Origin of the sequence: Curtobacterium sp. MCLR17_054 (assembly GCF_003234335.2) — a bacterium.
Classification (GTDB): Bacteria; Actinomycetota; Actinomycetes; order Actinomycetales; family Microbacteriaceae; genus Curtobacterium; species Curtobacterium flaccumfaciens.
This window is the reverse complement of the sequence record NZ_CP126263.1, coordinates 2,608,186-2,631,868: the sequence shown is the minus strand read 5'-3', so window position 1 is coordinate 2,631,868 and position 23,683 is coordinate 2,608,186. Positions and strand designations below refer to the sequence as shown.

Sequence of the window (23,683 nt, the reverse complement as noted above, 5' to 3'; positions counted from 1 at the left end):
TGCTCACGAAGTTCCGTGGCGCCTCAGGTGAGCAGGCCCAGGCGCGTGGCTGCAGCGACCGCCCCGACGCGGGAACCGACGTCCAGCTTGCGGAAGACGTTGTAGACGTGCCGCTTGACGGTGCCGATCGCGAGCTGCAGGTCGGCGGCGATCTCGGCGTTGGTGCGCGCGGCGGCGAGGAGTCGCAGGACCTCGAGCTCGCGGTCGCTCAACGGTGAGCCGGCTCGGGCCTCGGTCACCAGGTCGACGGGGAACGTGACGGGTGCCGCATCAGCGTGGGCTGCCCGGGCGATCCGGTCGACGAGTTCGCGGCTCGGGGTGTCCTTCGTGACGAAGTCGACCGCGCCGGCATCGAGCAGGGTGCGGCGGAGGACGGCGTCCCGGTGCATCGTGAGCACCACCACCCGGATGTCCGGGCGGGTGCGGCGAACCGTGGCGATCGTCGTCCGTGCCGGCGGGCCGTCCAGCTCGACGTCGAGCAGCAGGACGTCGATCGCGGCGGCCTCGGGGGAGCCGAGCACCTCGGCCGGTCGCTCGCCGTGCGCCACGACGCGGATCGTGGGGACCGCGGCCAGGATCGTGGCGAGTCCTTCGCGGAAGAGCCGATGGTCGTCGACGATGGCGACGTGGGTGACGGTCACAGGGTGCCCCTCGGGATGGTCAGTCGGACGGTGGTGCCGTGGTCTCGGCTGCCGCGGACGCTCTCGACGTCGAGCCGGGCGCCGATCACCGCCGCACGCTCGCGCATGGTCTGCTGGCCGAGGCGGCCGTCGGCGTCGCTCTCCACGTCGAACCCCGGGCCGTCATCGGCGACCGTCACCACCAGCGCTGCGGGTGACCAGAGGAAGCGCACCGAAGCCGTCGAACCGGGAGCGTGCTTGCTGCGGTTCGTGAGCGCCTCGAGCAGGATCGTCAGCGCTTCCTCGGCCTGCCAGTTCGGCAGGGGACCGGCCACACCCGTCGACTCGATGGACAGGAGGTCGTCGTCGGGGAACAGGTCGCGCACGTGCCGTCGGAGCGCGTCGTCGAGCAGGGCATCCCCGACCCGGGCGTGCAGGCTCACTGCGAGGTCCTGGACGTCGCCGAGTGCGCTCCGGAGCAACCGCGCTGCGTCGTCGAGCTGGTCGGCTCGTTCGTCCGTCGGCGGATCCGTCAGCAGGACGAGGTCGAGGCGCTGCAGCCCGGCGAGGATGCCGTGGGCGACGCGGTCGTGCAGGTCCCGCGCGATCTGCGTCCGGGAGTCCAGGTGCGCCGTGGTGAGGCGTTGGCGCAGTGCCTCCGTGTACGCGACCGCCCCGGCCGGGAACCGGCTCCAGATGCCGGCGTGCAGGGCCCTGGTGGCGCGCAGGACCTCGGCGGTGGACGCCGCGCCGACCTCGTCGACGAAGACCGGCAGGTAGGCGTCGAACAGCATCTCCGCCGCGAGCATGGCGCCAGCCGGGTGCTGGGCGTGCTCGGCGTGCAGACTGCCGGTCGCCAGGTGCTCGGGGTCGAGGAACGCGTGGCTCACGACGCTGCCGTCGGTTCCCGCGGCGTAGCGCTCGTGGGCCTCGGCGATCATCGACGAGACGTTCTCGGTCAGGCTCTGCGCCAGGGCCGGGTCGTCCGCGATGTCGGGGAACTCGGCGGCGATCTGCGCGAGGAAAGGAGCGAGTTGATCGGGGGTGTCCATGACGGTCGCGAGCGTATCGGTCTCGGTGCGGCGCGGATGCTCCGCACGCCGCACGATGGGTCACCGGACACATCGCCCGCCGACGAGCGCCGCGATCGCGGACGGCGTCCAACCTGGACCATAGCGCATGGTGCAGGCGTCCACGTCGTCGCGACGTCAGGGGTGAAGCCTGACCTGATCCCATGGTTCGGGGAACACCTCCAGCACTGTGCGACCGCACGTCGTGCCGCGCGCCGAGGCCCCTCCACCGGGTTCCGCGGTCACCAGGGCGCACCCGAACAGGTTGGTCGCCTCGTCACCGAACCAACCTGTCTGGCGTGACTCGTGGCCGGTGGTGAACAGCTCGAGTTCGAGTCGGCCATCGGTGGAATGTAGCGCGGTGATGGCCGTCGTCGGGAAGGGCTTGGTCGTCCGGATGTCCTCAGGACCGGCGTCCAGGACGAGCAGCGTGTAGGCCTCGCCAGCTCGGACCCGACGGCGCAGTTCGGCGAGGCTCCCACTCTCGTTGGCAACGACCGCCACACGCCCACGTACCTGCCGGACAGTGTCGTCCATCGTCGATGTGACCTTCGTCTCAGCGCTGCATCCCGTCACGACCAGCAGGAGTGCGAGGGCGAGACCGACTCGGGCGGTGCGAGCTCGCGATCGAGTCATCAATAGCGTCCCCGGAGGGTGTCCTGCAGGACGGTGGCGTAGAACCCGGTCCCGACGGTGTTGGGATGGAAGCTCTGCTGTGACACTCCCCATTTCACGTTGTCACCGGGCCACGGGAAGTCGACCAAGGGCTTGTCCCCGTTCCACGGGGTACCCCCGTTCTTCGCGTCGTACTCCAAGAGGCCGTTGATCGCAGGGGTGCTCGAACAGATGTTCCGGCCTGAGAAAGCGGTCTTGGGGTCGCCGAAGTAGACGGCATGTCCCGCCCGGTCGGCTCGTGCTGCGGCCGCTTTCACCGTCGCGTTGAGGTGTTCGGCCGCAGCGTCAAGCCACTCCTGATCGGCAGCCTTGATGCCCACGCAGGAAACGCCGTTCGAGAACATCGGCGGGTACCCCAAGATCGCGATCTTCGCGTTGGGAGCGGCTTGCTGGATCGAGGAAAGCACGCCGAGGATCTTGTCTTCGGCCGCGTCCGTGAGTTCCTTTGTTTTGTTCTCCAAACTCTTCCCGTTCGACAGCTGTGGGAGTTCGCGGCACGGGGTCTCAAGCTTGCCCGAGACGACGCACTGTCGGACCACGTCGGAGAAACCGATGTCGTTGCCGCCAATCGTGATCGTGACGAGGGTCGTGTTCTCGTCCAGGTAGCCCTGTTCGATCTGCGGGAGCTCCCTCGTCTTCGTGCCGCGCTCTCCGGACGCACTCGCGCTGACGTCGGCTGCGACGGCGCCGCTGCAGGCGATGAAGTGGTAGTCGAGCGTGGGGTCGTTCGAGTCTGCCCTCGCGCCGATCGACGTCGCCGCCGAGGAGACGACTGCCTTGCGCGACCATGACGCATCCGAGCGGTGGCAGGCGTTCCTTGAGCGCTCCTCGGTGCCGAAGTTATCCGTCTCCGCGTAGTAGGGGTTGCCGCCCTTCGTACCCCGCGCGCCCTCACCGGAGGAGAACGAGTCGCCCATGCTGACGATGATGTCCTTCGGCTTGGCGCTGAGTGGCTCGAACGCGACTGCGTCCCAGGCGATGTCGTCGAGGTAGTCCGCTCCGTCCGCGGTCAGGTTGGTCAGAGTGACCTTCGGAGTGCCACTGAACTGGAAGACACCGATGGACCGCCACGTATTGGCGTAGGTTCGCTGGGGAAGCGCACGGCTCACTGGCTTTCCGTCCCCGCGGTCCACCTGGTAAACGGCTTGCTGCGTCCAAGCGGCATGGTCCGGAGTGTGGACATAGACGCGTCCCCACTTCCCAGCCATGGATTCGCCGAGGTTCCAGGTCCCGCTGACTCGGGACGGGTACCCGGCGGCGTCGGCTCTTGTGTGTGTGAAGAAGAAGTGCCCGTTGAGGCCGCCGCCGAGCTGATGCGTGTCGATCTTCGCTGAGTAGGACCCGTCGGAGGCTCGACCGAAGTCGAACCGGAAGGATCCTTGTGTCGCGACGGGGCTCCCGCACGCCGGGTTCACGGGCTTCTGGGAGATCGTCGTACTGTCGACCGAGAGGCTGAGGTCGTCGACGACCTTCGCCCCGGACGGCAACTCGGCGGTCCTCGCGCAGGCCGGCGGGAAGCTCGGCGACTTGCCGACGGACGCGCTGGCCTCGGTCATGTAGGACGCTGCCGGTGAGAAGCGGTGGAACGCGACGCCGCACGTGGTCGCGCAGTCCTGCTTCCAGACTGCCTTGGCCTTCCACCAGCAGTGCGAGTCGACCCGGGTGCATCCGGGAGCGGCGCCGGTGTTGCACGCGTTGACGTTCGGGTTGCAGAAGGTGTCCAGCGGAGGCTTCGCCTTGCTGCGGTTCCGCGGGCCGTCCACATCGCCACCGTTCCAAGAGGCAGTCCGGAATCCACCGACCTCCTCAGGGCCACCGCGCGCCGTCTGTCGTTCAATCAAGCCCTGGGAGAAGGCGGCGAAACCCATGACCTTCTCGGGGTACGGCCAGTTCTGCGGCTTTGAGGCGTCGGACGGACGTCCGTCCAGGAAAGGAAGTCGGTTCTGCGGGTAGTTGGGGTTGCCCGGGTTGTTCGACCAGCCGAGACCCTCGTACCCCTTGTCATCCGGGCCCTGGTAGCCAGTGTTGTAGATCCACACTGCCCCGAACCAGTTCTCGATCTTCGAGGGGTCGTTGTTGTTGATCGTGATGCCCTTGGCCTGGAGCTGGTTCCACTTGGCCGCCAGCATCTGCTGCGCACGTGCGATGTTCGCCTGGTAGTCCACCGCGACCGCCTGCTGCTTGGTTGCGGGCATCGCCGGGTTGTTCGCTGGCGATGCGCTCGAGACGCGCATCCCGTCCGTGATCTGGCCCACGCCGTACCCGCAATCGGCATTGTCGAACGCGACCTTCCAGAACGACGCGTCGCTGGTCGAGGCGTCGCGGTCAGTGCCGTAGAAGTTCCCGATGAGCGGGTTTCCGGTCTCACCGGGACTCGTGTACCTCGATGCTTGCCAGAGGTTCGACTCCTGCATGAGGACGCCCAGCATCACCTGGTCCGGGATCTGGCCACCGCCGGTCAACGCGGTACGAGGGAACATACCCTGTGGCGTGTACGCGGACATCCCGAGGTTGCGCCAGTTCGCCGGTCGTGCCTCGGTGAGCTCACCGCGCACGGCCCGGTTCACCGCCCACTCAACCTGCCGTGGCATCGGTTGCACGGCCTGCATTCGGACGTCGTTCCGTGCGACGGCGCACGTGCGCTCTGCCTCGGCTGGGTTGCTCGCCGAACCGACGGCTGCCGCGGCGAGACCGGTCGCTGCCACCTGCGCGATGCGCGTGGTGCTCGCGGGGGTGGCGACGGCGGGGCGAGGACCGACGGCGCTGGTGCCCTCGGTGCTCGGAGTGACCGCTGGGACCCCCTCAGGGATCGTGGTCGCGCGGACCTCCGCGGTTGCCCCGCTGGCTGTGCTCGTGAGCGGGACGACCACTTGCGCCCCGCCGTTCGTGTCGAGAGCCTCCGGAGTCTCGGAAGCTACCGCGCCCTCGGTGGACAGCTCGCTCGTGGGGGCGACATCAGGAGCGAACCGCAACGATTTGTATGGGTCCGAGCGTCGGTCGTTCGATGCGCCCAACACCCACGTGCGACCCGCGGCGTCGGAACGGACGCCGACTCGCTTGACTGTTCCGGACGCAACGACCTCTGGTCTCGCAGATCCGGACGGATTGACGGCGTCGTGCAGCCGCCGGACCGTGGCGACGTCGCCCTTTCGGTCGATCCAGGAGAGGGCGCCGTCCCCGGCGAGGGAGAGGTCGTACGCGACGCCCTGCGTCTTCACCACCGACCGGGCGCCGTCTTCGCTGATGTCCAGGATGCCGCGAGGGCCAGCCGCGAGCACGCGCCCGCCTGCCTGTGCGATCGGCGAGGTCACCTGACCGTCGACTGCGACGTCGAGGAGGTGCCGTCCGGTCACGGCGTCGGCGGCACCGATGTGCGTGCGGGTGCCGTCGAAGCGTGAGAACGCCACCGTGCTGGTCGAACTGCAACCGGGGTTGAAGTACGCCATTGAGTAGCCCCGACCGAGCGACTGGACGGAGCCGTCTGCGGTGTCGACGATGGCGGCCCATCCACCCTCGTTGAACGCCTGGGCGTCGTTCGTGAACTCACGCGGTCCGTAAACCACGCCGACGTACTCACCGTTCTCAGTGACGCACGTGTTGCCGATCCACTGATCGGTCTCGACGCCCGGCACCGCGAGCGTCGTCAACGTGTGCATCGCGTAACCGCTCTTCGCCGTGCCTCGCAGTACCGAGAAGCCGTCGGCATCCCCAGTGGATGTGACCACGGCGTCGGTGCTCCGCTCCCAGTTCTTCCCGGAGAATGAGTCACGGGATCGCTCGGGAAGCGCCGAGGGTCCGGCTGCGCTGCTGTCACTGCGCGGGATGGGGAGATCCGCGGATGGATCGGTGCCTGCTCGGGCTGTGTCTGGCTGCAAGGTGAGCGTACCCACGGTGATTGCGGCAACCAGCGCGGCGGCGTACAACGATCGAGTCAAGCGCAAGATTTCCCCCAAGTTAGCGGTGTGAATCCGCTGTGTGTTTCCTATGCTCGCTCACGCTAGCGGCGGGCAGAGCACGCTGTCTGTCCTCTCTTCGGCGGACCATGCCGCCGGTGCATGTGAGCAGGGCGCGAGGTCGACCGGTGCGCGCGGCGGGAGCACCTCATCCACCGAAGGGTGTCGCAACCGAGGTCGCGGTGAAGCACTGGTCGACATGGCAGACCCGTGCAAGCCTCGTCCTGACGCGGTACATATTCGGGGTACAGGAGCGTCCTGCAAAGAACCGACAGCGCACATCCTCGGTCGCTCACTAGGTTGAACCCAGGAAAACGCAAGGTTGAGCGGGGAGACCTTTCCCGTCCGTTGTTGGGCCAGGGGGTTGGCGTGCAGAAATCGACGAAACTCATGATCGCGCTCGGGGCGTTGCTGGTCGTGGCGGTGGGGTTCAGCGCGGCGCGCTCACAGGAACGCTCAGCAGCCGAGGCCGCGCCATCAGCCCAGCCGTCGCTCATCACCCAGCACGACATCGCGGCGGCATGGACAGCTGCCACTGACACGATTCGTCAGCCGCTGCCGAACGGCGTGGAGTTCCAGACAGACCCGCCGCCGTTCTTCGACGACGAAGCGAGTGGTCCCGAGCCGGTGTACACGCCGACGATTCCTGCGCAGATCGCAGCTCGGTGGTGGCGTTGCGCCTGGATCGACGCATCGCTGCACCCCGGATCCAGTAGGACACCCGTCACGCCGGAAGAGGCCCGCTCCGTCGTGGACGAGTGGTACGACATGCCGGGCATGCGCGGGAACGAAGCGTTCGTCGACTACGACGCCCGCATGGAGTCGGCGGCCCGCGAAGCGGGTGAGAGCCCGTTCGCCCTCGAGTACGAACTCGACTGCGGTCGACTGGTCTACACGCCGGCCCCCTGACCGCCGCTTGGCCGGACGAGCGCGACGAGCTGTTGTTGCTCGCCGACGGCATCCCGCGATTCGCGGGCCAGATCATCCGCCGATCGAGCGGTTGGAAGGTGTCGGAGCCGCTGTTCCGACGTCCAGTACGAGAGGTAGCGCTCACCAGCGTTACCTCGACCATCACCAAGGGGACAACATGTTCAAGAAATTTGGTCGTCGTTCGGCCATGATGACGCTCGCCGCCATCGCCGGGACGCTCGGCCTCGTGCTGACGGCCGCTCCTGCCCAGGCAACCACCACCACGCTCAGTGCGCCGATCTCCTCATGCAATTTCACGATGAAGTACGGTGCCGCGCGGACGAACAGCAATTCGCAGAACGCGGTCTCGTTCCGGCCGACGAACACCGGCGGATGTGGAGCACCGCTGACGCTTGCTCTGCGCAACTCCTCCGGTTCGACGTTCGCCCGTGGGACGGCGAATGCTGGCAAGACCGTCGCCATCAAGGCTGACAACGGCAACTACTGGGTGGGAGCGGGAACGTTCTACATCAACGCGGGCATTAACGGCGCTTGCGGTTCGTCGACTTGTGCGCAGGGACATTCCTGGTCGGCTTCGTTCACCTACAACGTGCGCTGGACCCCCTGATCTGATGCGCCGGGGCGCTCCGACGGCGGTCAACACTACTCCGGCGGGGCGCCGCGACGCGACGATCATGGGGGAGCCGGTCATCGCGATCGTAGGCCGCGACCCGGTGTTCGCCGACGGATCGCAACGAATCCGACGTGTGTAGTCTCCTGGGCGGTCAATCCACGCCCTCTCCATGCCCTGTGGATCTCGAACGCTCGAGGATCTGCGCGGTAACCACGGAAACGAAGGCCCCGATCCGTCTGGATCGGGGCCTTCTTCGTACTGTCTCAACACAGTGTCGGGGTGACAGGATTTGAACCTGCGACCTCCTCGTCCCGAACGAGGCGCGCTACCAAGCTGCGCCACACCCCGCGGTGTGATCACTCCGTACCGGAGCAACCAGACAATACTATCCGATGATCGGGGATGCTCACGACCATCCGGTGAACTCCCGGGCGCGTCGGCTCAGGAAGCCCGTGCGGTCAGGGTGACCACGACGGCCTCGGGCCGGCAGGCGAACCGGACGGGCGCGTAGATCGAGGTGCCGAGACCGGCCGAGACCTCGAGCCACGACCAATGGTTGCGGTGCTCCCACTTGTGCAACCCGCTGGCGTACCGGCGGGGGAGGTCGCTGTTCGTGACGAGCGCGCCGACCCCGGGGACCGCCACCTGACCGCCGTGGGTGTGCCCGGCGAAGATGATGTCGGCACCCTGCGTCACGAAGGCATCGAGCACGCGACGGTAGGGCGCGTGCGTGACACCGATCGCCACCGGTGCGGGGCCATCCTCGTCCTCGGACCACGGCACGTCGCTGCGCATCTCGTCGACGTTGGTGGGGAGGAGGTCGAGGCGGTCCCAGTCGCGGTGCGCGTCCGAGGTGCCGAACAGCTCGAACCGGGAGCCGCGGAGTTCGATCGCGTGCGCCTGGTCGTTCAGGTCGAGCCAGCCGAGCGACTCGAAGAACGCCGTCTGCCGATCGATGTCGAGACCGACGGGCTCCGCAGCCTTGTGCATCCGGCTCGGCCCCGAGAAGTACTTGAGCGGGTTGCGCGGGGAGGGCCCGAAGAAGTCGTTCGACCCGTAGGCGAACACACCGGGCACCCCGCGGAACGGCTCGAGCGCGTACTCAACAGCAGCGTTCGCGGTCGCGTGGCCGAGGTTGTCCCCGGTGTTCACGATGAAGTCCGGTTCGACCAGGCTCAGGTCGCGCAGCCACTGCTGCTTGTCGGCCTGCCACGGGGCCATGTGGATGTCGGAGAGGTGCAGGACGGTGACGTCACGGGATCCCGGCGGGAGCACCGGGACGGTCTCCCACCGGATCCCGAAGCGACGCCGCTCGACGAGCGAGCCCCACGCTGCCGAAGCAGCTCCGACGGCCGCGCCGACAGCGAGGACACCGAGTGCGGTGCGACCGCGGGTCACTTGCAGTCCTTGGGCGCCTTGCCGTTCTTGTCGCCGTAGAGCTGGATCGTCACGTTGTCGTTCTTGTTCGCCGTGGCGTTGATCGCCGGCTCGACCGCGGCGACCTTGCAGGTCTTGCCACCGCCGCCCTTGGCGTAGCTGTCGGCGAGGTTGACGCTCGTGAACCCGGCGTCGTTCAGGGCCGAGCGGGCGTCCCCGAGGGAGTCGCCGCCGATCTCCGGAACGGTCGCCTGGGTGCCGTCGGACGTGTAGACGGTGACGCTCGAACCCGAGGACAGGAGCGCACCCGCCGCCGGGGACGTCGAGGTCACGGAGCCGGGGTTCCCCGGGCCGGGACGCGCGCCGCCGTCCACGTAGGTGAACCCGGCGCCCGAGATCGCAGCGCGGGCCTCGTCAGCCGTCTTGCCCTGCAGGTTCGGCAGTGCCTTGGCGTTTCCGCGGATCGCGTTCTGCTGCGGGTCCGTGAACGGGCCGGCGGGGTAGATCGCGTTGATCGGGGTCATCGCCTCGCGCCAGACCTTGGCGCGGTCTCCAGCGTACGTTCCGCCGACACCGTTGCTGTAGTGACGGAGGTTGTTCTTCTTGCCGTCGGTGTTGCCCTGCCAGTAGGCGGTGGCGACCCGCGAACTCGCACCGACGAGCCAGATCTGGTCAGCCTCGTCGGTGGTACCCGTCTTGGCGAACAGCTGGGTGCCGTCGGGCGTCTGCGCGCCCACTGCCGTTCCGCTCCTGATCGTGCCCTTCATCGCGTAGATCGCTGCCTGGGCGAAGGCCGGATCAACGGCCTGCTGGCAGTCCTTGGTCTGGCCACCGAGCTTCTTGCCGGACGGCGAGGTGATCTCGTCGATGGCGATCGGCTTGCAGTAGATGCCGTTGTTCGCGACGGCGGCGTAGGCCGCGGCCATCGTCATCGGAGCGATCTCGTTCGTGCCCAGGATCGCGGAGGGGTTCTGGTACTGCAGCTCTCCGCCGTCCGCACGGTGGACACCGAGCGACTGTGCGATGTCACGGATGTCGCAGAGATCGAGCTTCTGGGCCATCGATGCGAACGCACCGTTGATCGAGCCTGCAGTGGCTCCCATCACGCTCCAGTTGCCACCCTCGCCCGGAGCGTCGTTCGACACCGGGAAGGGGGTTCCGACCGTCTGGCCACAGATGGTCCAGGGGGACACCGTTCGTTCGGCACCGCTCACGGTTTCGTTCAGGCCGTGTCCGGCCTTGACCCAGTCGAGCAGCGTGAACAGCTTGTACGTCGAGCCCGTCTGGAAGCCGCCCGAGCTGCCGTACTTGTAGTCGACGCTGTAGTTGATGCTGGTCGACGTGGGTGCGGACTTCAGCGACTCGTCGAAGTCCTTGTTCTGCGCCATCGTGATGATGCGCCCCGAACCGGCCTCGATCGAGTTGAGCGTCGACCCCAGGGCCAGGTTCGTCTCGGCCTTGTTGTCGTAGGTGTTCAGAAGACGCTTCTGCTCGGCGTTCAGGTCGATGTTCAGCGTCGTCTGGATCTTGTAGCCGCCGTTGCGCCACGCGGTGTCACGTGCCTTCTGCGACGAGCCGAGCTGCGACATCTCGAGCACGACCTTCTTGGCGTAGTCGCAGAAGAACTGCGAGCCGTCACCGACCGAGGACCGGCAGCCCTGCGAGGGCTGGGTCAGGTGCACGTAGTCCGCCGGCTTCGACTGGCGGGCCGTTCGGTACTCGGCCTCCGTGAGGTTCTTCTGGTCGTACATCGAACGGAGCACGACGTTGCGCCGGGCGACGTTGGCGTCGTACTTCTTCGGGCTCGACAGGTTGCGCGCCTCGGGGTACTGCACGATCGCGATGAGCGACGCGGCCTCGGCCGGGGTCAGGTCGGTCGCGCTCTTGTTGTAGTAGTGCTGCGCCGCAGCCTGCACGCCGTAGGTCTGGTCGCCGAAGTAGGCGATGTTCAGGTAGGCGGTGAGGATCTCCTTCTTGGAGTACTTCTTCGCCAGCCCGATCGCGAGCTTCATCTCCTCCAGCTTGCGGGGGATGGTCTGCTCGACGGCCTCGTTGTAGGCCTTCTCCTGCTCCTTCTTGGTGGGGAGGTTCAGGGCTTCGTTCATCTTGATGTTGCGGACGAGCTGCATGGTCAGCGTCGATCCACCGCCCGAGTCGCCGAGGCCGCCCGCGATGCTGCCCACACCGGCGCGGATGAGCGACGTCATGTCGACGCCGCCGTGGTCGTAGAAGCGCTTGTCCTCGCCGTCGATCGCCGCGTTCTTCAGCTGGTCGCTGATCTGGTCGAACTTCAGCTCTTGGCGGTTCTGGTCGTACAGGGTGGCGAAGTGCACCGACTTGCCGCCCGAGTACGCGTACAGCTCGTTGCGCTGCGGCAGGTCACCGATCTCGATGTACTCCGGCAGGGACTCGAACACACCGATCGTGGACGTCGTCGTGACACCGGCGACGGCGATGGCCGGGGTGACCCCGATCGTGACGAGCAGGCCGGCGAGGGCACTGAACCCGACGAATCCGATGAAGGCGCCGACTGCTGAGACGGGCTTGGTCCGCGATGCAGACGTCTTCTGGGCAGACATAGGATGCAGCCTAAACGACACCCCCGACTGAAAGGCTGGCAAGGAACCGCATGACTCGCTGGGAGTACTTCACCACGCCGCTGATGATCCACAACACCACCGCGATCCTCAACAACTACGGGGACGAGGGCTGGGAGCTGGTCCAGATCGTCACCGGGCCCGAGGGCGGTCTCGTCGCCTACCTGAAGCGCCCCAAGGCCGACGCATGAGCGTCTCCGACCGGCTCGCCGAACTCGGCCTGACGATCCCCGCGGTCGCCGCGCCCGTCGCCGCCTACGTGCCCGCCGTCGTGACGGGCCAGTACGTCTACACGGCGGGCCAGCTGCCCTTCGTCGACGGCGCCCTGCCCGTGACCGGCAAGGTCGGTACCGACGTCGACGCGGAGACCGCCGCCGCGCAGGCTCGCGTGGCCGCGCTGAACGCCCTCGCCGCCGTGCAGTCGGTCGCCGGTTCGCTCGACCGCGTGGCCCGTGTCGTCAAGGTCACGGTCTTCGTCGCGTCGGACCCGTCGTTCACCGGCCAGCCCGGTGTCGCGAACGGCGCGTCGACCCTGGTCGGCGAGGTCTTCGGCGACGCCGGCGTCCACGCGCGGAGCGCGGTGGGCGTCGCCGTGCTCCCGCTGGACGCGCCGGTCGAGGTCGAGCTGGTGGTGGAGCTCACCGCCTGACGGCAGTGACCGACGGAACGAACGTGAGCAGGGCCTCCAGTCTGTATCTGACTGGAGGCCCTGCTTCCGTCTGGCGGGACTACAGGAGTTCCGCGATGGTCGCCATGATCGTCGGGTCGGCGAGCGTCGTCGTGTCGCCGATGCGGCGGCCCTCGGCCGCGTCGCGGAGGAGCCGCCGCATGATCTTGCCGGAGCGTGTCTTCGGCAGCTCCGGCACGATGACGACCTGGCGCGGCTTCGCGATCGCGCCGATCCGCTTGCCGACCCAGTTGCGGAGCTCCGCGGAGGCGCTCTCGCGGTCGACGTCTGCTGCGGCCTCGGCCGTCAGGATGACGAAGGCGACGACGGCCTGCCCGGTGGTCTCGTCGGCGGCCCCGACCACGGCGGCCTCGGCGACGCCTTCGTGGCCGACCAAGGCGGACTCGATCTCAGCCGTCGACAGCCGGTGTCCCGAGACGTTCATGACGTCGTCGACGCGCCCCTGCACCCAGATGTCGCCCTGCCCGTCGAGCCGCGCGCCGTCGCCGGCGAAGTAGCGGCCGGGGAACCGCGACCAGTACGTCTCGACGAACCGGTCCGGGTCGTTCCAGATCCCGCGCGCCATCGACGGCCACGGCTCGGTGATCGTGAGGTAGCCGCTCTCGCCGGGGTCGGCACGGTTGCCGTCGTCGTCGACGATCGCGGCGACGATGCCCGGCAGGGGCGTCTGCGCGGCGCCGGGCTTGAGCTTCGTGACGCCTGGCAGTGCGGAGATCATGATGGCGCCGGTCTCGGTCTGCCACCACGTGTCGACGATCGGCGTGCGGTCGTGGCCGATGACCTGGCGGTACCACTGCCACGCCTCGGGGTTGATCGGTTCGCCGACGCTGCCGAGCAGGCGGAGGGTCTCGAGGCTGCGCGCCTCCGGGATCTCGCGGCCCGCCTTCATCGCTGCGCGGACCGCCGTGGGTGCCGTGTAGAGGACGGTGACGCCGTACGCGTCGACGAGGTCCCACCAGCGGCCGGGCTTCGGCTCGTCGGGGGTGCCCTCGTAGAGCACCTGCGTGACGCCGTTGGCGAGCGGGCCGTAGACGACGTAGGAGTGGCCGGTGATCCAGCCGATGTCGGCGGTGCACCAGTAGACGTCCTTCTCCGGGTGCATGTCGAACACGTTCTTGTGCGTGTACGCCGCCTGGGTCAGGTAGCCGCCGGAGGTGTGCACGATGCCCTTCGGCTTCCCGGTCGTGCCCGAGGTGTACAGGATGAACAGCGGGGTCTCGGCGGGGAACGCCTGGGCCTCGTGGGTCGGTGCCGCCTTCGCCAGCTCGTCGTGCCACCAGACGTCGCGGTCGTTCCAAGCGATGTCGTTGCCGCCGCGCTTGACGACCAGGACGTGCTCGACCGTGTCGGTGCCCTCGCCGGTCAGCGCCTCGTCGACTGCGGGCTTGAGCGGTGAGACGGCACCGCGCCGCCACCCGCCGTCCGCGGTGACGACGAGCTTCGCGCCGGCATCCTCGATCCGGGCGCGGAGGCTCTCCGCGCTGAACCCACCGAAGACGACCGAGTGCACGGCACCGATGCGGGCGACGGCGAGCATCGTCACGACGGCCTCGGGGATGAGCGGCAGGTACACGACCACCCGGTCGCCCTGGCCCACGCCGAGGTCGGTGAGCATGTTCGCGGCGCGCTGCACCTCGGTGGTCAGCTCGGCGTAGGTGATCCGGCGCGTGTCGCCGGGAGCGCCCTCGAAGTGGATCGCGACCCGGTCGCCGTTGCCCGCGCGGACGTGCCGGTCGAGGCAGTTCTCGGCGACGTTGAGCGTGCCGTCGGCGAACCACTTCGCGAACGGGGCGCCCGACCAGTCCAGGGTCTGCGTGAACGGGGTGCGCCAGTCGAGCAGGGAGCGGGACTGCTCGGCCCAGAACGCCTCGCGGTCGGCTGCTGCTGCGCGGTGGAGGTCCTCGCCGGCGACCGCGTCGGCCACGAACTCGGGCGGCGGTGCGAAGGTCGCTCCGTCGTCGCCTCGGGGGTCGGTCTGGGTCGGAGTGGACATCGATGTCCTTTCGCGTCGTTGCGGCCTCTGGTGGCATCCGTCGTGGATGCGTGCGAGCATCCGTCGCCGGTGCCTGCGTGCATCCGGAGACTACCCCTCGGCCGGGTCGGGGGCGGCACGCCCGGAGGTCGTGTCCGGGGTTGCCCTGGAGGGCCGATCGTGGGGTACAGTAGATCCCGCTGGACTCGTTTCCGGCGGCATCGAATCGGATTCCCCCCAATCCCTCGATGTCAAGGCGGCACCTGTTCCCCCCAACCGGTGCCGCCTCTTCTGTTTCCCGGGGTCCGACTCGAGCGATGGTGGCTCGTCGGGCTCCGTCGTGTGCCCCGATCCCCGCAGGGACGCCGGTCGCGTGGACAGACCGGTCCATGCTCGTGCATGCATTCTGCATGTTCTTGCGTAGCAGGTGCTACGCACAGGCCGGCCGGGGGAAGCGGGGGTGGTGGGCGACCCCGAGCACGTCGGTGTCGCATCATCGACCGGGGTACGGCTTTCCGTTTCGGGGGACAAACCGGTCCGTTGGTGGGGCACTCCGACGTTGTCCACAGAAGTGGGGACCCTCCCCGCTGAGGGCTGACGTGCTCCCTACCGTCGGCGGCATGCCTCTGCACCGTGCTCCACTGCTTCCCCGCGCGTCGGCGCCTTCCGCGTCGACATCGCCTGCGTTCTCGGCACCGGCACCGGCACCGGCACCGGCGCGGGCGCATGTTCCGTCGGCGCCGTTCCTGCCCGGGGCAGCGCCGCCGGCTCGTCGCCGGGCGTCCGTGGTCGTCGAGTTCGAGGAACTCGCCGCCCTGGTGGCTGATGCCACCGTGACGGACGTCCTGGTGGTCGGTGGCGTGGGGACGTGGGTCGACCGCGGCACCGGCCTCGAAGCCGTCCAGCCGCGACTGACCGAGGCGCGTGCCCGCGAACTCGCGACCCGGCTCGTCGCGCTCGGCGGTCGCCACGTCGACGAGACCACCCCGTGCGCGGACGTCCGGCACGGGGACGGCATCCGGGTCCACGTCGTCCTCGCCCCGGTGTCCGTCGGGGGCACCGCCGTGTCGATCCGACTGCCACAGGTCCATCGACCCTCCCTCGCCACCCTCGAACGCGGCGGGACCTTCGCGTTCGTCCCACGGTCGGTCGTCGAGGACGCCGTCGCCGCGCGCCGGAACGTCCTGGTCACCGGCGCGACCGGCAGCGGCAAGACCACCCTGCTCGCGGCGATGCTCGGGAACGTCCCCGTCGACGAGCGGATCGTGACGGTGGAGGACGTCGCGGAGCTCCGGATCGCCCATCCGCACGTCGTCGCGCTCGAGGCGCGGCAGGCGAACGCCGAGGGGGTCGGCGCACTCGGCCTCGACCGACTCGTGCGCGAGGCGCTGCGGATGCGCCCCGACCGGATCGTCGTGGGGGAGTGCCGCGGCGCCGAGGTCCGTGAACTCCTCTCCGCCCTGAACACCGGGCACGACGGGGGAGCCGGCACCGTGCACGCCAACGGCATCGCCGACGTGGCCGCGCGCCTCGAAGCACTCGGTGCGCTCGCCGGCCTCGGTGCCGAGGCGCTCGCCCGGCAGGCCGTCAGCGCGTTCGACCTGGTCCTGCACGTGGAGCGACGCGCAGGCCAGCGGCGGCTCGGTGGCGTGGGCACGTTGTGCGTCGGCCCGGACGGGAGGCTCGAGGTGCGCCCGGTGGACGGGCTGCGGTGAGACGACCCACACCCGACGGCCCGGCGCGGGTGGCCGGGGTGCTCGACCGGGTGGCGACGCTGGTCGCGGCAGGCGTCCCGCCGCCGCGGGCCTGGCGGCTCGTCGGCGGGCTGCCCGGGGGCGGAGGACCCGCCCAGCAGGACATCCTCGTCGTCCTCCGCGTGGCCGACCGGACGGGAGCTCCCGTCGCGGAGACCCTCCGCGGGCTCGCCGGCGCGCTCCGACGAGCCGCGGCATCGGACCGGGCGATCCGGGTCGCCCTGGCGGGCCCGCGGACGAGCGCCCGGGTCGTGCTCGCGCTGCCGCTCTTCGGGTTGGGGCTCGGTGCGGCCTGGGGTGCCGGTGCCGTCGAGGTCCTGGTCGGTTCACCGGCCGGTTGGGCGTGCTCGTGCACCGCGGCCGCCCTCGTCCTGGCAGGGCGACGGTGGACCGCCCGGCTGGTCCGTTCCGCGACCCCCGACGGCCGAGTCCCCGGGGTGCTCCTCGACGCCTGGGCCGTGGCGGTCGCCGGAGGCGGGTCGTGGACCACCGCCGGGCAGGCAGTCGCCGAGGCGTGCGCGGGAGCCACCCCGCCCGCCGGGGACGTGCACCGGCTGCGGGAGGTCCTCGACCTCGCCCGGCGTGCGGGGGTGCCCGCCGCGGGGTTGCTCCGCCGCGCCGCCGAGGACGTGCGTGACGAGGCCGCTGCCGACGGGCTCGTGGCGGCGGAACGACTGGCCGTCCGACTGGTGCTGCCGCTCGGGGTCTGCATCCTGCCGGCGTTCGTGCTCGTGGGGGTGGTGCCCGTGGTGGTCGGGGTCCTCTCCTCCACGGTGGGCGGGGCCGCGTGACCTGTCCACAGATGGCGCCGAGGCCTCCTCGTCGACACCCCAGCCAGGACACGCTGGTCCCACCGAACAGAAAGGACGGACTCCATGAGCACCACGCCATCCCCCGACCGCCGCACCCGTCGGGCCATCCGCCACCACCGTCGCCCGCGTCCCCTCGTCGCCCGGTGGTCGTCCCGGCTGCGGGACGACCGGGGATCGGCCACCGCCGAGTACGCGGTCGTCATCCTCGCCGCCGTGGCCTTCGCGGGTGTGCTCGTCGCGGTCATGCGCTCCGGCGAGGTCCAGACCATCCTCACCGACCTCGTCCGTGGCGCGCTCTCGCTGTGAGCGCGGCTCGGTGACCGTCGAGTTCGCGGTGGCGCTCCCCGTGGTGGCGATCGTGTTGACCGCCCTCGTCGCAGCCGTCCTCGTCGTCGACGCGCAGGGCCGTCTGCAACTCGCCGCAGCCACCGCCGCCCGGGCGATCGGGCGTGACGACGAGCACCAGGGCCGGTCCGCGGCCGACCGGATCGCTCCGGGGGTCTCGGTCGTCGTCCGGTCGGACGGTGACCTGGTCTGCGTCGACGCCACGCGCGGCGGGACCGGTCCCTTCGCGGCGCTCCCACTGACCGCGACGGGGTGTGCCGCGGCCCGAGGGGGATGACGTGACGATCCCCGACGGCCAACGCGGCTCGGCGACCGTGCTGCTCGTGGCGGTCCTCGGCATGGGGGTCCTCGTCGGGTCGACGGCGCTCGCCGCCGCCGGTCACCGCACGCAGGCCCTCCGCGCCCAGGGCGCCGCCGACGCCGCCGCCGTTGGCACCGCGGCGGCCGCCACCGGGCTGGTACCGGGGGAGCCGTGTGCGGTCGCGACCCGGATCGCCACGGCGAACGGGGCCGCCCTCGACGCCTGCGAACTCGTCGCCACCACGGCCCGCGTCCGCGTGGTCGTGGGCGACGGACCGTTCGTCGTCGGCGCACTCGCGGTGGCCGGTCCGGCAGGCGACCCGCCCGAACACTATGTGTATGGTGTGCCTGTCGGCCCGCGGTCACCGATGTCCCGGTCGACCCGGACACGCTCGTGGCCAGGGCCGATCAGCACCATCGATCAAGGAGACACGTGCCAGGCACGAAGAAGCTCGTGATCGTCGAGAGCCCTGCGAAGGCGAAGACGATCGCGCAATACCTCGGTGACGGATACGAAGTCCAGGCCTCGGTCGGACACATCCGCGACCTCGTCGAGCCGAAGAACCTGCCGCCCGAGCTCAAGAAGGGCTCCCTCGGCAAGTTCTCGGTGGACGTCGACAACGGCTTCGAGCCGTACTACGTCGTGTCCGATGCCAAGAAGAAGACCGTCTCCGAGCTGAAACGCGCCCTCAAGGACGCCGACGAGCTCTACCTCGCAACAGATGAAGACCGCGAGGGTGAAGCGATCGCGTGGCACCTGCTGCAGGTCCTGAAGCCGAAGGTCCCCGTCAAGCGGATGGTCTTCCACGAGATCACGAAGGAGGCGATCCAGCGCGCGCAGGAAGCCACCCGTGAGCTCGACACCGCCCTCGTCGACGCGCAGGAGACCCGCCGCATCCTCGACCGTCTGTACGGGTACGAGGTCTCCCCGGTCCTGTGGCGCAAGGTCGCCCCCGGTCTGTCCGCCGGCCGTGTGCAGTCCGCCGCCACCCGTCTCGTCGTCGACCGCGAGCGCGAGCGCCTGGCCTTCGTGTCCGCCAGCTACTGGGACCTCTCCGCCCGGTTCGAGAAGGCCGGCGAGTCCTCCTTCTCGGCGCGACTCGCCCGGATCCACGGCACCCGCGTCGCCTCCGGCCGTGACTTCGACGACCGCGGCACGCTCAGCGGTGACGTCGTCCGGCTCGACGAGGCCGCTGCCGCGTCGCTGACGACGGTCCTCGAGCGCGCCGGTGACGCCACCGTCCGCAGCGTCGACTCGAAGCCGTACACGCGACGCCCCGCCGCGCCGTTCACCACGTCGACGCTCCAGCAGGAAGCCGCGCGCAAGCTCCGTCTGTCCCCGCGACAGACGGCTCGCGCTGCGCAGACCCTGTACGAGAACGGCTACATCACCTACATCCGTACCGACTCGGTCTCGCTCTCGAAGCAGGCCATCGACGCGGCCCGCAAGCAGGCAGCGGACCTGTACGGCTCGGCCACCGTGCCCGACAAGCCCCGCCTGTACGCGAGCAAGAGCAAGAACGCGCAAGAGGCGCACGAGGCGATCCGTCCCGCCGGCGACTCCTTCCGCACCCCGCAGGACCTGCAGGGCACCCTGACCGGTGTCGAGTGGCGCCTCTACGACCTCATCTGGAAGCGCACCATCGCGTCCCAGATGGCGGACGCCAAGGGTTCGACCGCGTCGATCGTGCTCGGCATCTCCTCCACCGAGTCGGTCGAGGGCATCGCGTCGACCGCGAACGGCACGGACGCCGAGTTCACCGCATCCGGCACCGTCATCACGTTCCGCGGCTTCCTCAGCGCCTACGAAGAAGGCCGTGACGAGGACCGCCACGAGTCGTCCGAGCGTGCGGGCCAGGACGTCGCCCTGCCGAACGTGGCCCAGGGCGAGCACCTCGCGGTCAGCGACGTCGAGGCGAAGGGGCACGACACCACCCCGCCGCCGCGCTTCACCGAGGCGAGCCTCATCAAGACGCTGGAAGAGCTGGGGATCGGGCGTCCGTCGACCTACCCCACGATCAGCCCGACGATCATCGACCGCGGCTACGTCTCGCTCCGCGGCACGCAGCTGGTGCCGAACTGGATCGCGTTCAGCGTCGTGCGCCTGCTCGAGGAGTACTTCGGCGAGCTCGTGGAGTACGACTTCACCGCCGAGATGGAAGAAGACCTCGACCGCATCGCTCGCGGCGACGCCGACCGGGTGGACTGGCTCAAGGGCTTCTACTTCGGTGGCGGCGACGACGACCAGCGCGGCCTGCGGACGGTCATCGACAACCTCGGTGAGATCGACGCCCGCGAGATCAACTCGGTCGAGCTCGCTCCGGGCCTCACGCTCCGGATCGGTCGGTACGGCCCCTACATCGAGGTGCCGAGCGACGACCCCGAGAAGCCGCGGCGGGTGAACGTGCCCGAGGACCTCGCTCCCGACGAACTGACCGTCGCGAAGGCGAAGGAACTCGTCGACGCACCGGTGATCGGCGACCGTGTCGTCGGGATCAACCCGGAGACCGGCAAGGAGGTCCTGGCGAAGGACGGCCGCTTCGGCCCCTACGTCACGGAGCGCACCCCGGAGCCGGAGCCCACCGTGGACCCGAAGACCGGCGAGGTCGTCGAGGCGCCCGCAGCGGCACAGGCCCCCGCGGCCGACGCGGCTACTGCGACCGCGACGAGCGAGACGGCGTCGGCGACGGCGAAGAAGGCCCCCGCCAAGAAGGCGCCTGCGAAGAAGACGACGAAGAAGGCCGCGGCGCCGAAGGAACGCACCGCTTCGCTCTTCAAGTCGATGGACCCGCAGACCGTCGACCTCGAGACCGCGCTGAAGCTCCTCGACCTGCCCCGCGTCGTGGGCCAGGACCCGGAGACGGGCAACGACATCACGGCGCAGAACGGCCGGTACGGGCCGTACCTGAAGAAGGGGACCGACACCCGGACCCTGCCAGGCGAGGACGCGATCTTCGACATCGACCTGCCAGGCGCACTCGAGCTGTTCGCGCAGCCGAAGTACGGCGGCAACCGCACCGCGAGCGCCGCGCTCAAGGAGTTCGACGCCGACCCGGTGTCCGGCAAGCCGATCAAGATGAAGGACGGCCGGTTCGGCCCGTACGTCACCGACGGCGAGACGAACGCGACCATCCCGAAGGGCGAGGACGTCGAGGCCGTCGACCACGCCCGCGCGGTCCAGCTCATCGCCGACAAGCGTGCCAAGGGGCCGGTCAAGAAGAAGACCCCGGCTCGTCGGACGGCGGCCAAGAAGAAGTGACCGGTCGCTTCATCACGCTCGAGGGCGGCGACGGCGCGGGCAAGACGACCCAGGCGGAGCTGCTCTCGGCGTGGCTCGGTGCGCACGGTCGGACCGTTGTCCGCACTCGCGAGCCCGGCGGCACCGACCTCGGCGTCCAGATCCGGCAGATGGTCCTGCACGAGCGGGGCCACGTCGCACCCCGGGCCGAGGCGCTGCTGTACGCGGCTGACCGTGCCCAGCACGTCGAGACGGTCGTCCGTCCGGCGCTCGCTCGCGGCGAGGTCGTCCTGCAGGACCGCTACATCGACTCGTCCGTCGCCTACCAGGGCGTCGCGCGCGGGCTCGGCGCCGAGCAGGTCCGGTCCGTCTCGGAGTGGGCAGCGGACGGTCTGGCACCAGACCTCACGATCCTGCTCGACCTCGACGTCACCGTCGGACGCGCCCGGGTGGCCGCGGCGCGGGGCGACACCTTCGACCGTCTCGAGTCCGAGGCTGCGGCGTTCCACGAGTCCGTCCGTCAGGCCTTCCTCGCGATGGCCGAGGCCGAGCCGGTGCGCTTCCTGGTGGTCGACGCCTCGGCCCCGACCGACACCGTGCAGGACGCGGTCCGTCGAGCGGTCGCCCCGCTCGTCGGGATCGACCCGGCATGACGGTGGTCACTGACAGGATGGTCCCGTGAGCGTGTGGGACGGCCTGACCGGGCAGGAAGAAGCGGTCGCGTCGCTGCGCAACGCGGCCGAGTCCACCGACGGCACCGGCGGCATGACGCACTCGTGGCTCATCACCGGCCCGCCCGGGTCGGGACGGTCGAACGTGGCGACCGCCTTCGCGGCGGCGCTCGTGGGCAACGGCCCCGACGACGACCACACCCTGCGGCAGATCACCGCGAAGACCCACCCCGACGTCTCGGTGCTCACGACCCAGCGCGTGATCATCACGATCGACGAGATCCGGCAGCTCGTCACCTCGTCGTACTACTCGCCGTCGGTCGGCCGCTACCGGGTCGTCATCATCGAAGACGCCGACCGCATGACCGAGCGCACCTCGAACCTGCTGCTCAAGGCGCTCGAGGAACCCCCGGAGCGCACGGTGTGGATCCTCTGCGCCCCGAGTGAGGCCGACCTGCTGCCGACGATCCGGTCCCGCGTCCGCTCGGTCCGCCTGCGCGTGCCCGGCATCGAGTCCGTCGCCGACCTGCTCGTCGCCCGCACCGGTGTCGACCGTGCCCTCGCGATGGATGCTGCTCGTCAGGCGCAGAGCCACATCGGCATGGCGCAGCGTCTCGCCACGAGCGAGCCGGCCCGTGACCGTCGCCGCCGGACCCTGACGACCGTGCTCGGTGTACGGAGCGTTGGTGACGCCGTCATGGCGGCCGCCGAGCTCCTCGCCGTCGCCGACGAAGACGCGAAGTCCATCACCGAGCAGCGCGACTCCGAAGAGCGCGACGCGGCCCTGCGCTCGCTCGGGGTCGAACCCGGCGGGACGATCCCGCCGGCGCTCCGGTCGCAGCTCCGCGCCCTCGAGGACGACCAGAAGCGCCGGGCGACCCGGAGCCTGCGCGACGGGCTCGACCGGATCCTGGTCGACGTCTCGTCCCTGTACCGCGACCTGCTCCTGCTGGGGCTCGGAGCCCCCGCGGAACCGGTCAACCTGGCCATGCAGGACCAGCTCGAACACGCGCTGCCGACGACACCGCCCGCTGCCGCGCTCGAGGTCCTCGACGCCGTGGCCCTGGCGCGCCAGCGCATCGCGGCGAACGTGGCGGCACTCCTGGCGCTCGAAGCACTGCTCGTCACCATCGCCCGCGCCCGCCGCTGAGGCACGGCGTGCGACAATCACGGCATGCCCGACGCTGAACCCGGCCTGCGCGAACGGAAGCGCCGCGCCACTCGGCGCGCCATCCAGCAGGCTGCGCTCCGGATCGCCATCGAGGACGGCCTCGGCGCGGTGACGGTGGACGAGATCTCCCGGCGGGCCGACGTCTCGCCCCGGACGTTCTTCAACTACTTCCCGAGCAAGGAGCAGGCGATCCTCGGGGACGACCCGCAGCTGCCCGACGACGCGGCGTTGCAGGCGTTCGTCGACGGTGGTCCGAGCGGTGACCTGCTCGCCGACATCGGCACGCTGCTCGTGCACTCCACGCGCGAACTGATCGAGGAGCGCGGGCTCATCGAGGAGCGGCAGCAGGTCCTCCGCGCGAACCCGGAGCTGTTCAGCCGTCGCATGGCGTCCATGAAGGAGTTCCAGGCGGAGCTGCAGGCGGCCGTCGCGCGCCGGCTCGAACACGCCGACCCGGAGCTCGCCGCCGACGCCGAGGCACTCCGCCGCCGCGCGGGTCTCGCGGCCATCGTCGCCCTCGCCGCCCTGCGCCACGCGTGGTGGGAGTGGTCGGGTTCCGAGGCCGGAACACACCTGGTCGACGAGCTCGAACGGTCCTTCTCCGAGCTCGGCGTGCTGGTTTCGCGTTCACTCGTCTGAACCTGTATAGTCATTGCTCGTGCCACTCCGGACATGGAGTGTGCGCCGCCTTAGCTCAGTCGGTAGAGCGATTCACTCGTAATGAATAGGTCGTCGGTTCGATTCCGACAGGCGGCTCCGTGAACACCCCGGTCAGGCCCACTCGAAGTGGCTCTGACCGGGGTTTTCGTATTCCGGACGAAACCCGTGTCCCTCGCCCGAGGGACAGACGTCGGGCGCGTTCGCGGGCTACCCTTGTCCGCGAAACGGGGGACACGA

The 23,683-nt window shown here is 69.6% G+C and carries 20 protein-coding genes and 2 tRNA genes; 14 read left to right on the top strand and 8 right to left on the bottom strand.

The annotated features are described in order from the left end of the window. Positions 1-23 precede the first annotated feature (23 nt). The 4 genes from DEJ08_RS12430 to DEJ08_RS12415 all read right to left on the bottom strand — a co-directional run bounded on the left by DEJ08_RS12430 (position 24) and on the right by DEJ08_RS12415 (position 6,090). Positions 24-641, bottom strand: a complete 618-nt coding sequence (locus DEJ08_RS12430; RefSeq protein WP_111031965.1) for a response regulator transcription factor — start codon at positions 639-641, stop codon at positions 24-26. After that, positions 638-1,672, bottom strand: a complete 1,035-nt coding sequence (locus DEJ08_RS12425) for a sensor histidine kinase (RefSeq protein ID WP_111054438.1) — start codon at positions 1,670-1,672, stop codon at positions 638-640. The genes DEJ08_RS12430 and DEJ08_RS12425 overlap by 4 nt, the downstream gene beginning before the upstream one ends. 156 nt (positions 1,673-1,828) lie before the next feature. Continuing rightward, positions 1,829-2,194, bottom strand: coding sequence for a hypothetical protein (locus DEJ08_RS12420; RefSeq protein ID WP_146248480.1), 366 nt, complete (start codon positions 2,192-2,194; stop codon positions 1,829-1,831). A 131-nt stretch (positions 2,195-2,325) separates the two neighbouring features. Further along, the gene (locus DEJ08_RS12415) at positions 2,326-6,090 is read right to left on the bottom strand and encodes an SGNH/GDSL hydrolase family protein (RefSeq protein WP_284180467.1); all 3,765 of its coding nucleotides are present in this window, start codon (positions 6,088-6,090) and stop codon (positions 2,326-2,328) included. Between the two features lie 618 nt (positions 6,091-6,708). Here DEJ08_RS12415 and DEJ08_RS12410 point away from each other — a divergent pair. Then, complete coding sequence (locus tag DEJ08_RS12410) at positions 6,709-7,227, top strand: hypothetical protein (protein ID WP_111054441.1); 519 nt, start codon at positions 6,709-6,711, stop codon at positions 7,225-7,227. A gap of 178 nt (positions 7,228-7,405) precedes the next feature. Then, positions 7,406-7,855 carry a hypothetical protein gene (locus tag DEJ08_RS12405; RefSeq protein WP_146248482.1) on the top strand — a complete coding sequence of 150 codons (450 nt, stop codon included), beginning with the start codon at positions 7,406-7,408 and terminating at the stop codon, positions 7,853-7,855. Between the two features lie 280 nt (positions 7,856-8,135). Here DEJ08_RS12405 and DEJ08_RS12400 read toward each other — a convergent pair. The 3 genes from DEJ08_RS12400 to DEJ08_RS12390 form a co-directional block, all read right to left on the bottom strand. Further along, positions 8,136-8,209 (bottom strand) — tRNA-Pro (locus tag DEJ08_RS12400). A 93-nt stretch (positions 8,210-8,302) separates the two neighbouring features. Then, positions 8,303-9,259, bottom strand: a complete 957-nt coding sequence (locus DEJ08_RS12395) for a metallophosphoesterase (RefSeq protein ID WP_111054443.1) — start codon at positions 9,257-9,259, stop codon at positions 8,303-8,305. Next, the gene (locus tag DEJ08_RS12390; RefSeq protein ID WP_111054444.1) at positions 9,256-11,817 is read right to left on the bottom strand and encodes a transglycosylase domain-containing protein; all 2,562 of its coding nucleotides are present in this window, start codon (positions 11,815-11,817) and stop codon (positions 9,256-9,258) included. Before DEJ08_RS12390 ends, DEJ08_RS12395 begins: the two co-directional genes overlap by 4 nt. A 50-nt stretch (positions 11,818-11,867) precedes the next feature. Between DEJ08_RS12390 and sp36 the strand changes: the two genes are divergently transcribed. Then, positions 11,868-12,026 (top strand): Sp36 family protein, encoded by a 159-nt coding sequence (sp36, locus tag DEJ08_RS12385; protein WP_017888699.1) that lies wholly within the window; start codon positions 11,868-11,870, stop codon positions 12,024-12,026. Then, complete coding sequence (locus DEJ08_RS12380) at positions 12,023-12,484, top strand: RidA family protein (RefSeq protein ID WP_071405006.1); 462 nt, start codon at positions 12,023-12,025, stop codon at positions 12,482-12,484. The genes sp36 and DEJ08_RS12380 overlap by 4 nt, the downstream gene beginning before the upstream one ends. 79 nt (positions 12,485-12,563) lie before the next feature. Here DEJ08_RS12380 and acs read toward each other — a convergent pair whose 3' ends face one another. Continuing rightward, entirely contained in the window at positions 12,564-14,516 is a 1,953-nt protein-coding gene (gene acs, locus DEJ08_RS12375) for an acetate--CoA ligase (RefSeq protein ID WP_111054445.1), read from the bottom strand. 764 nt (positions 14,517-15,280) lie between these two features. On the opposite strand from acs, the gene DEJ08_RS12370 reads away from it, so the two are divergent. The 10 genes from DEJ08_RS12370 to DEJ08_RS12325 all read left to right on the top strand — a co-directional run bounded on the left by DEJ08_RS12370 (position 15,281) and on the right by DEJ08_RS12325 (position 23,542). Further along, positions 15,281-16,210: a TadA family conjugal transfer-associated ATPase gene (locus DEJ08_RS12370; protein WP_111031961.1), complete on the top strand. Its 930-nt coding sequence runs from the start codon at positions 15,281-15,283 to the stop codon at positions 16,208-16,210. Continuing rightward, on the top strand, positions 16,207-17,040 hold the full coding sequence (locus DEJ08_RS12365; protein ID WP_181438980.1) for a type II secretion system F family protein: 834 nt from the start codon (positions 16,207-16,209) through the stop codon (positions 17,038-17,040). The genes DEJ08_RS12370 and DEJ08_RS12365 overlap by 4 nt, the downstream gene beginning before the upstream one ends. A gap of 84 nt (positions 17,041-17,124) precedes the next feature. Beyond that, complete coding sequence (locus DEJ08_RS12360; protein ID WP_084740880.1) at positions 17,125-17,367, top strand: DUF4244 domain-containing protein; 243 nt, start codon at positions 17,125-17,127, stop codon at positions 17,365-17,367. Between the two features lie 10 nt (positions 17,368-17,377). Beyond that, positions 17,378-17,683, top strand: coding sequence for a TadE family type IV pilus minor pilin (locus tag DEJ08_RS12355; RefSeq protein ID WP_181431568.1), 306 nt, complete (start codon positions 17,378-17,380; stop codon positions 17,681-17,683). Between the two features lies 1 nt (position 17,684). Beyond that, positions 17,685-18,164 carry an Rv3654c family TadE-like protein gene (locus DEJ08_RS12350; protein ID WP_111054447.1) on the top strand — a complete coding sequence of 160 codons (480 nt, stop codon included), beginning with the start codon at positions 17,685-17,687 and terminating at the stop codon, positions 18,162-18,164. Continuing rightward, the gene (gene topA / locus DEJ08_RS12345; RefSeq protein WP_111054448.1) at positions 18,140-20,965 is read left to right on the top strand and encodes a type I DNA topoisomerase; all 2,826 of its coding nucleotides are present in this window, start codon (positions 18,140-18,142) and stop codon (positions 20,963-20,965) included. Before DEJ08_RS12350 ends, topA begins: the two co-directional genes overlap by 25 nt. After that, positions 20,962-21,597 (top strand): dTMP kinase, encoded by a 636-nt coding sequence (gene tmk, locus DEJ08_RS12340; RefSeq protein WP_111054449.1) that lies wholly within the window; start codon positions 20,962-20,964, stop codon positions 21,595-21,597. The genes topA and tmk overlap by 4 nt, the downstream gene beginning before the upstream one ends. A 25-nt stretch (positions 21,598-21,622) precedes the next feature. Beyond that, positions 21,623-22,765, top strand: a complete 1,143-nt coding sequence (locus DEJ08_RS12335; RefSeq protein ID WP_071404998.1) for a DNA polymerase III subunit delta' — start codon at positions 21,623-21,625, stop codon at positions 22,763-22,765. Positions 22,766-22,789: 24 nt separating this feature from the next. Then, positions 22,790-23,425, top strand: a complete 636-nt coding sequence (locus DEJ08_RS12330; protein ID WP_111038055.1) for a TetR/AcrR family transcriptional regulator — start codon at positions 22,790-22,792, stop codon at positions 23,423-23,425. Between the two features lie 44 nt (positions 23,426-23,469). Then, positions 23,470-23,542: transfer RNA gene (locus DEJ08_RS12325), tRNA-Thr, on the top strand. The last annotated feature ends 141 nt before the right edge of the window (positions 23,543-23,683 follow it).

Bases quoted from the DNA above. Each gene is read 5' to 3' on its own strand.
- DEJ08_RS12360 (WP_084740880.1), top strand. From the start codon at position 17,125: ATGAGCACCACGCCATCCCCCGACCGCCGCACCCGTCGGGCCATCCGC.
- DEJ08_RS12380 (WP_071405006.1), top strand. From the start codon at position 12,023: ATGAGCGTCTCCGACCGGCTCGCCGAACTCGGCCTGACGATCCCCGCG.
- DEJ08_RS12390 (WP_111054444.1), bottom strand. From the start codon at position 11,817: ATGTCTGCCCAGAAGACGTCTGCATCGCGGACCAAGCCCGTCTCAGCA.
- DEJ08_RS12410 (WP_111054441.1), top strand. From the start codon at position 6,709: ATGATCGCGCTCGGGGCGTTGCTGGTCGTGGCGGTGGGGTTCAGCGCG.
- sp36 (WP_017888699.1), top strand. From the start codon at position 11,868: ATGACTCGCTGGGAGTACTTCACCACGCCGCTGATGATCCACAACACC.
- DEJ08_RS12405 (WP_146248482.1), top strand. From the start codon at position 7,406: ATGTTCAAGAAATTTGGTCGTCGTTCGGCCATGATGACGCTCGCCGCC.
- DEJ08_RS12425 (WP_111054438.1), bottom strand. From the start codon at position 1,672: ATGGACACCCCCGATCAACTCGCTCCTTTCCTCGCGCAGATCGCCGCC.
- DEJ08_RS12330 (WP_111038055.1), top strand. From the start codon at position 22,790: ATGCCCGACGCTGAACCCGGCCTGCGCGAACGGAAGCGCCGCGCCACT.
- acs (WP_111054445.1), bottom strand. From the start codon at position 14,516: ATGTCCACTCCGACCCAGACCGACCCCCGAGGCGACGACGGAGCGACC.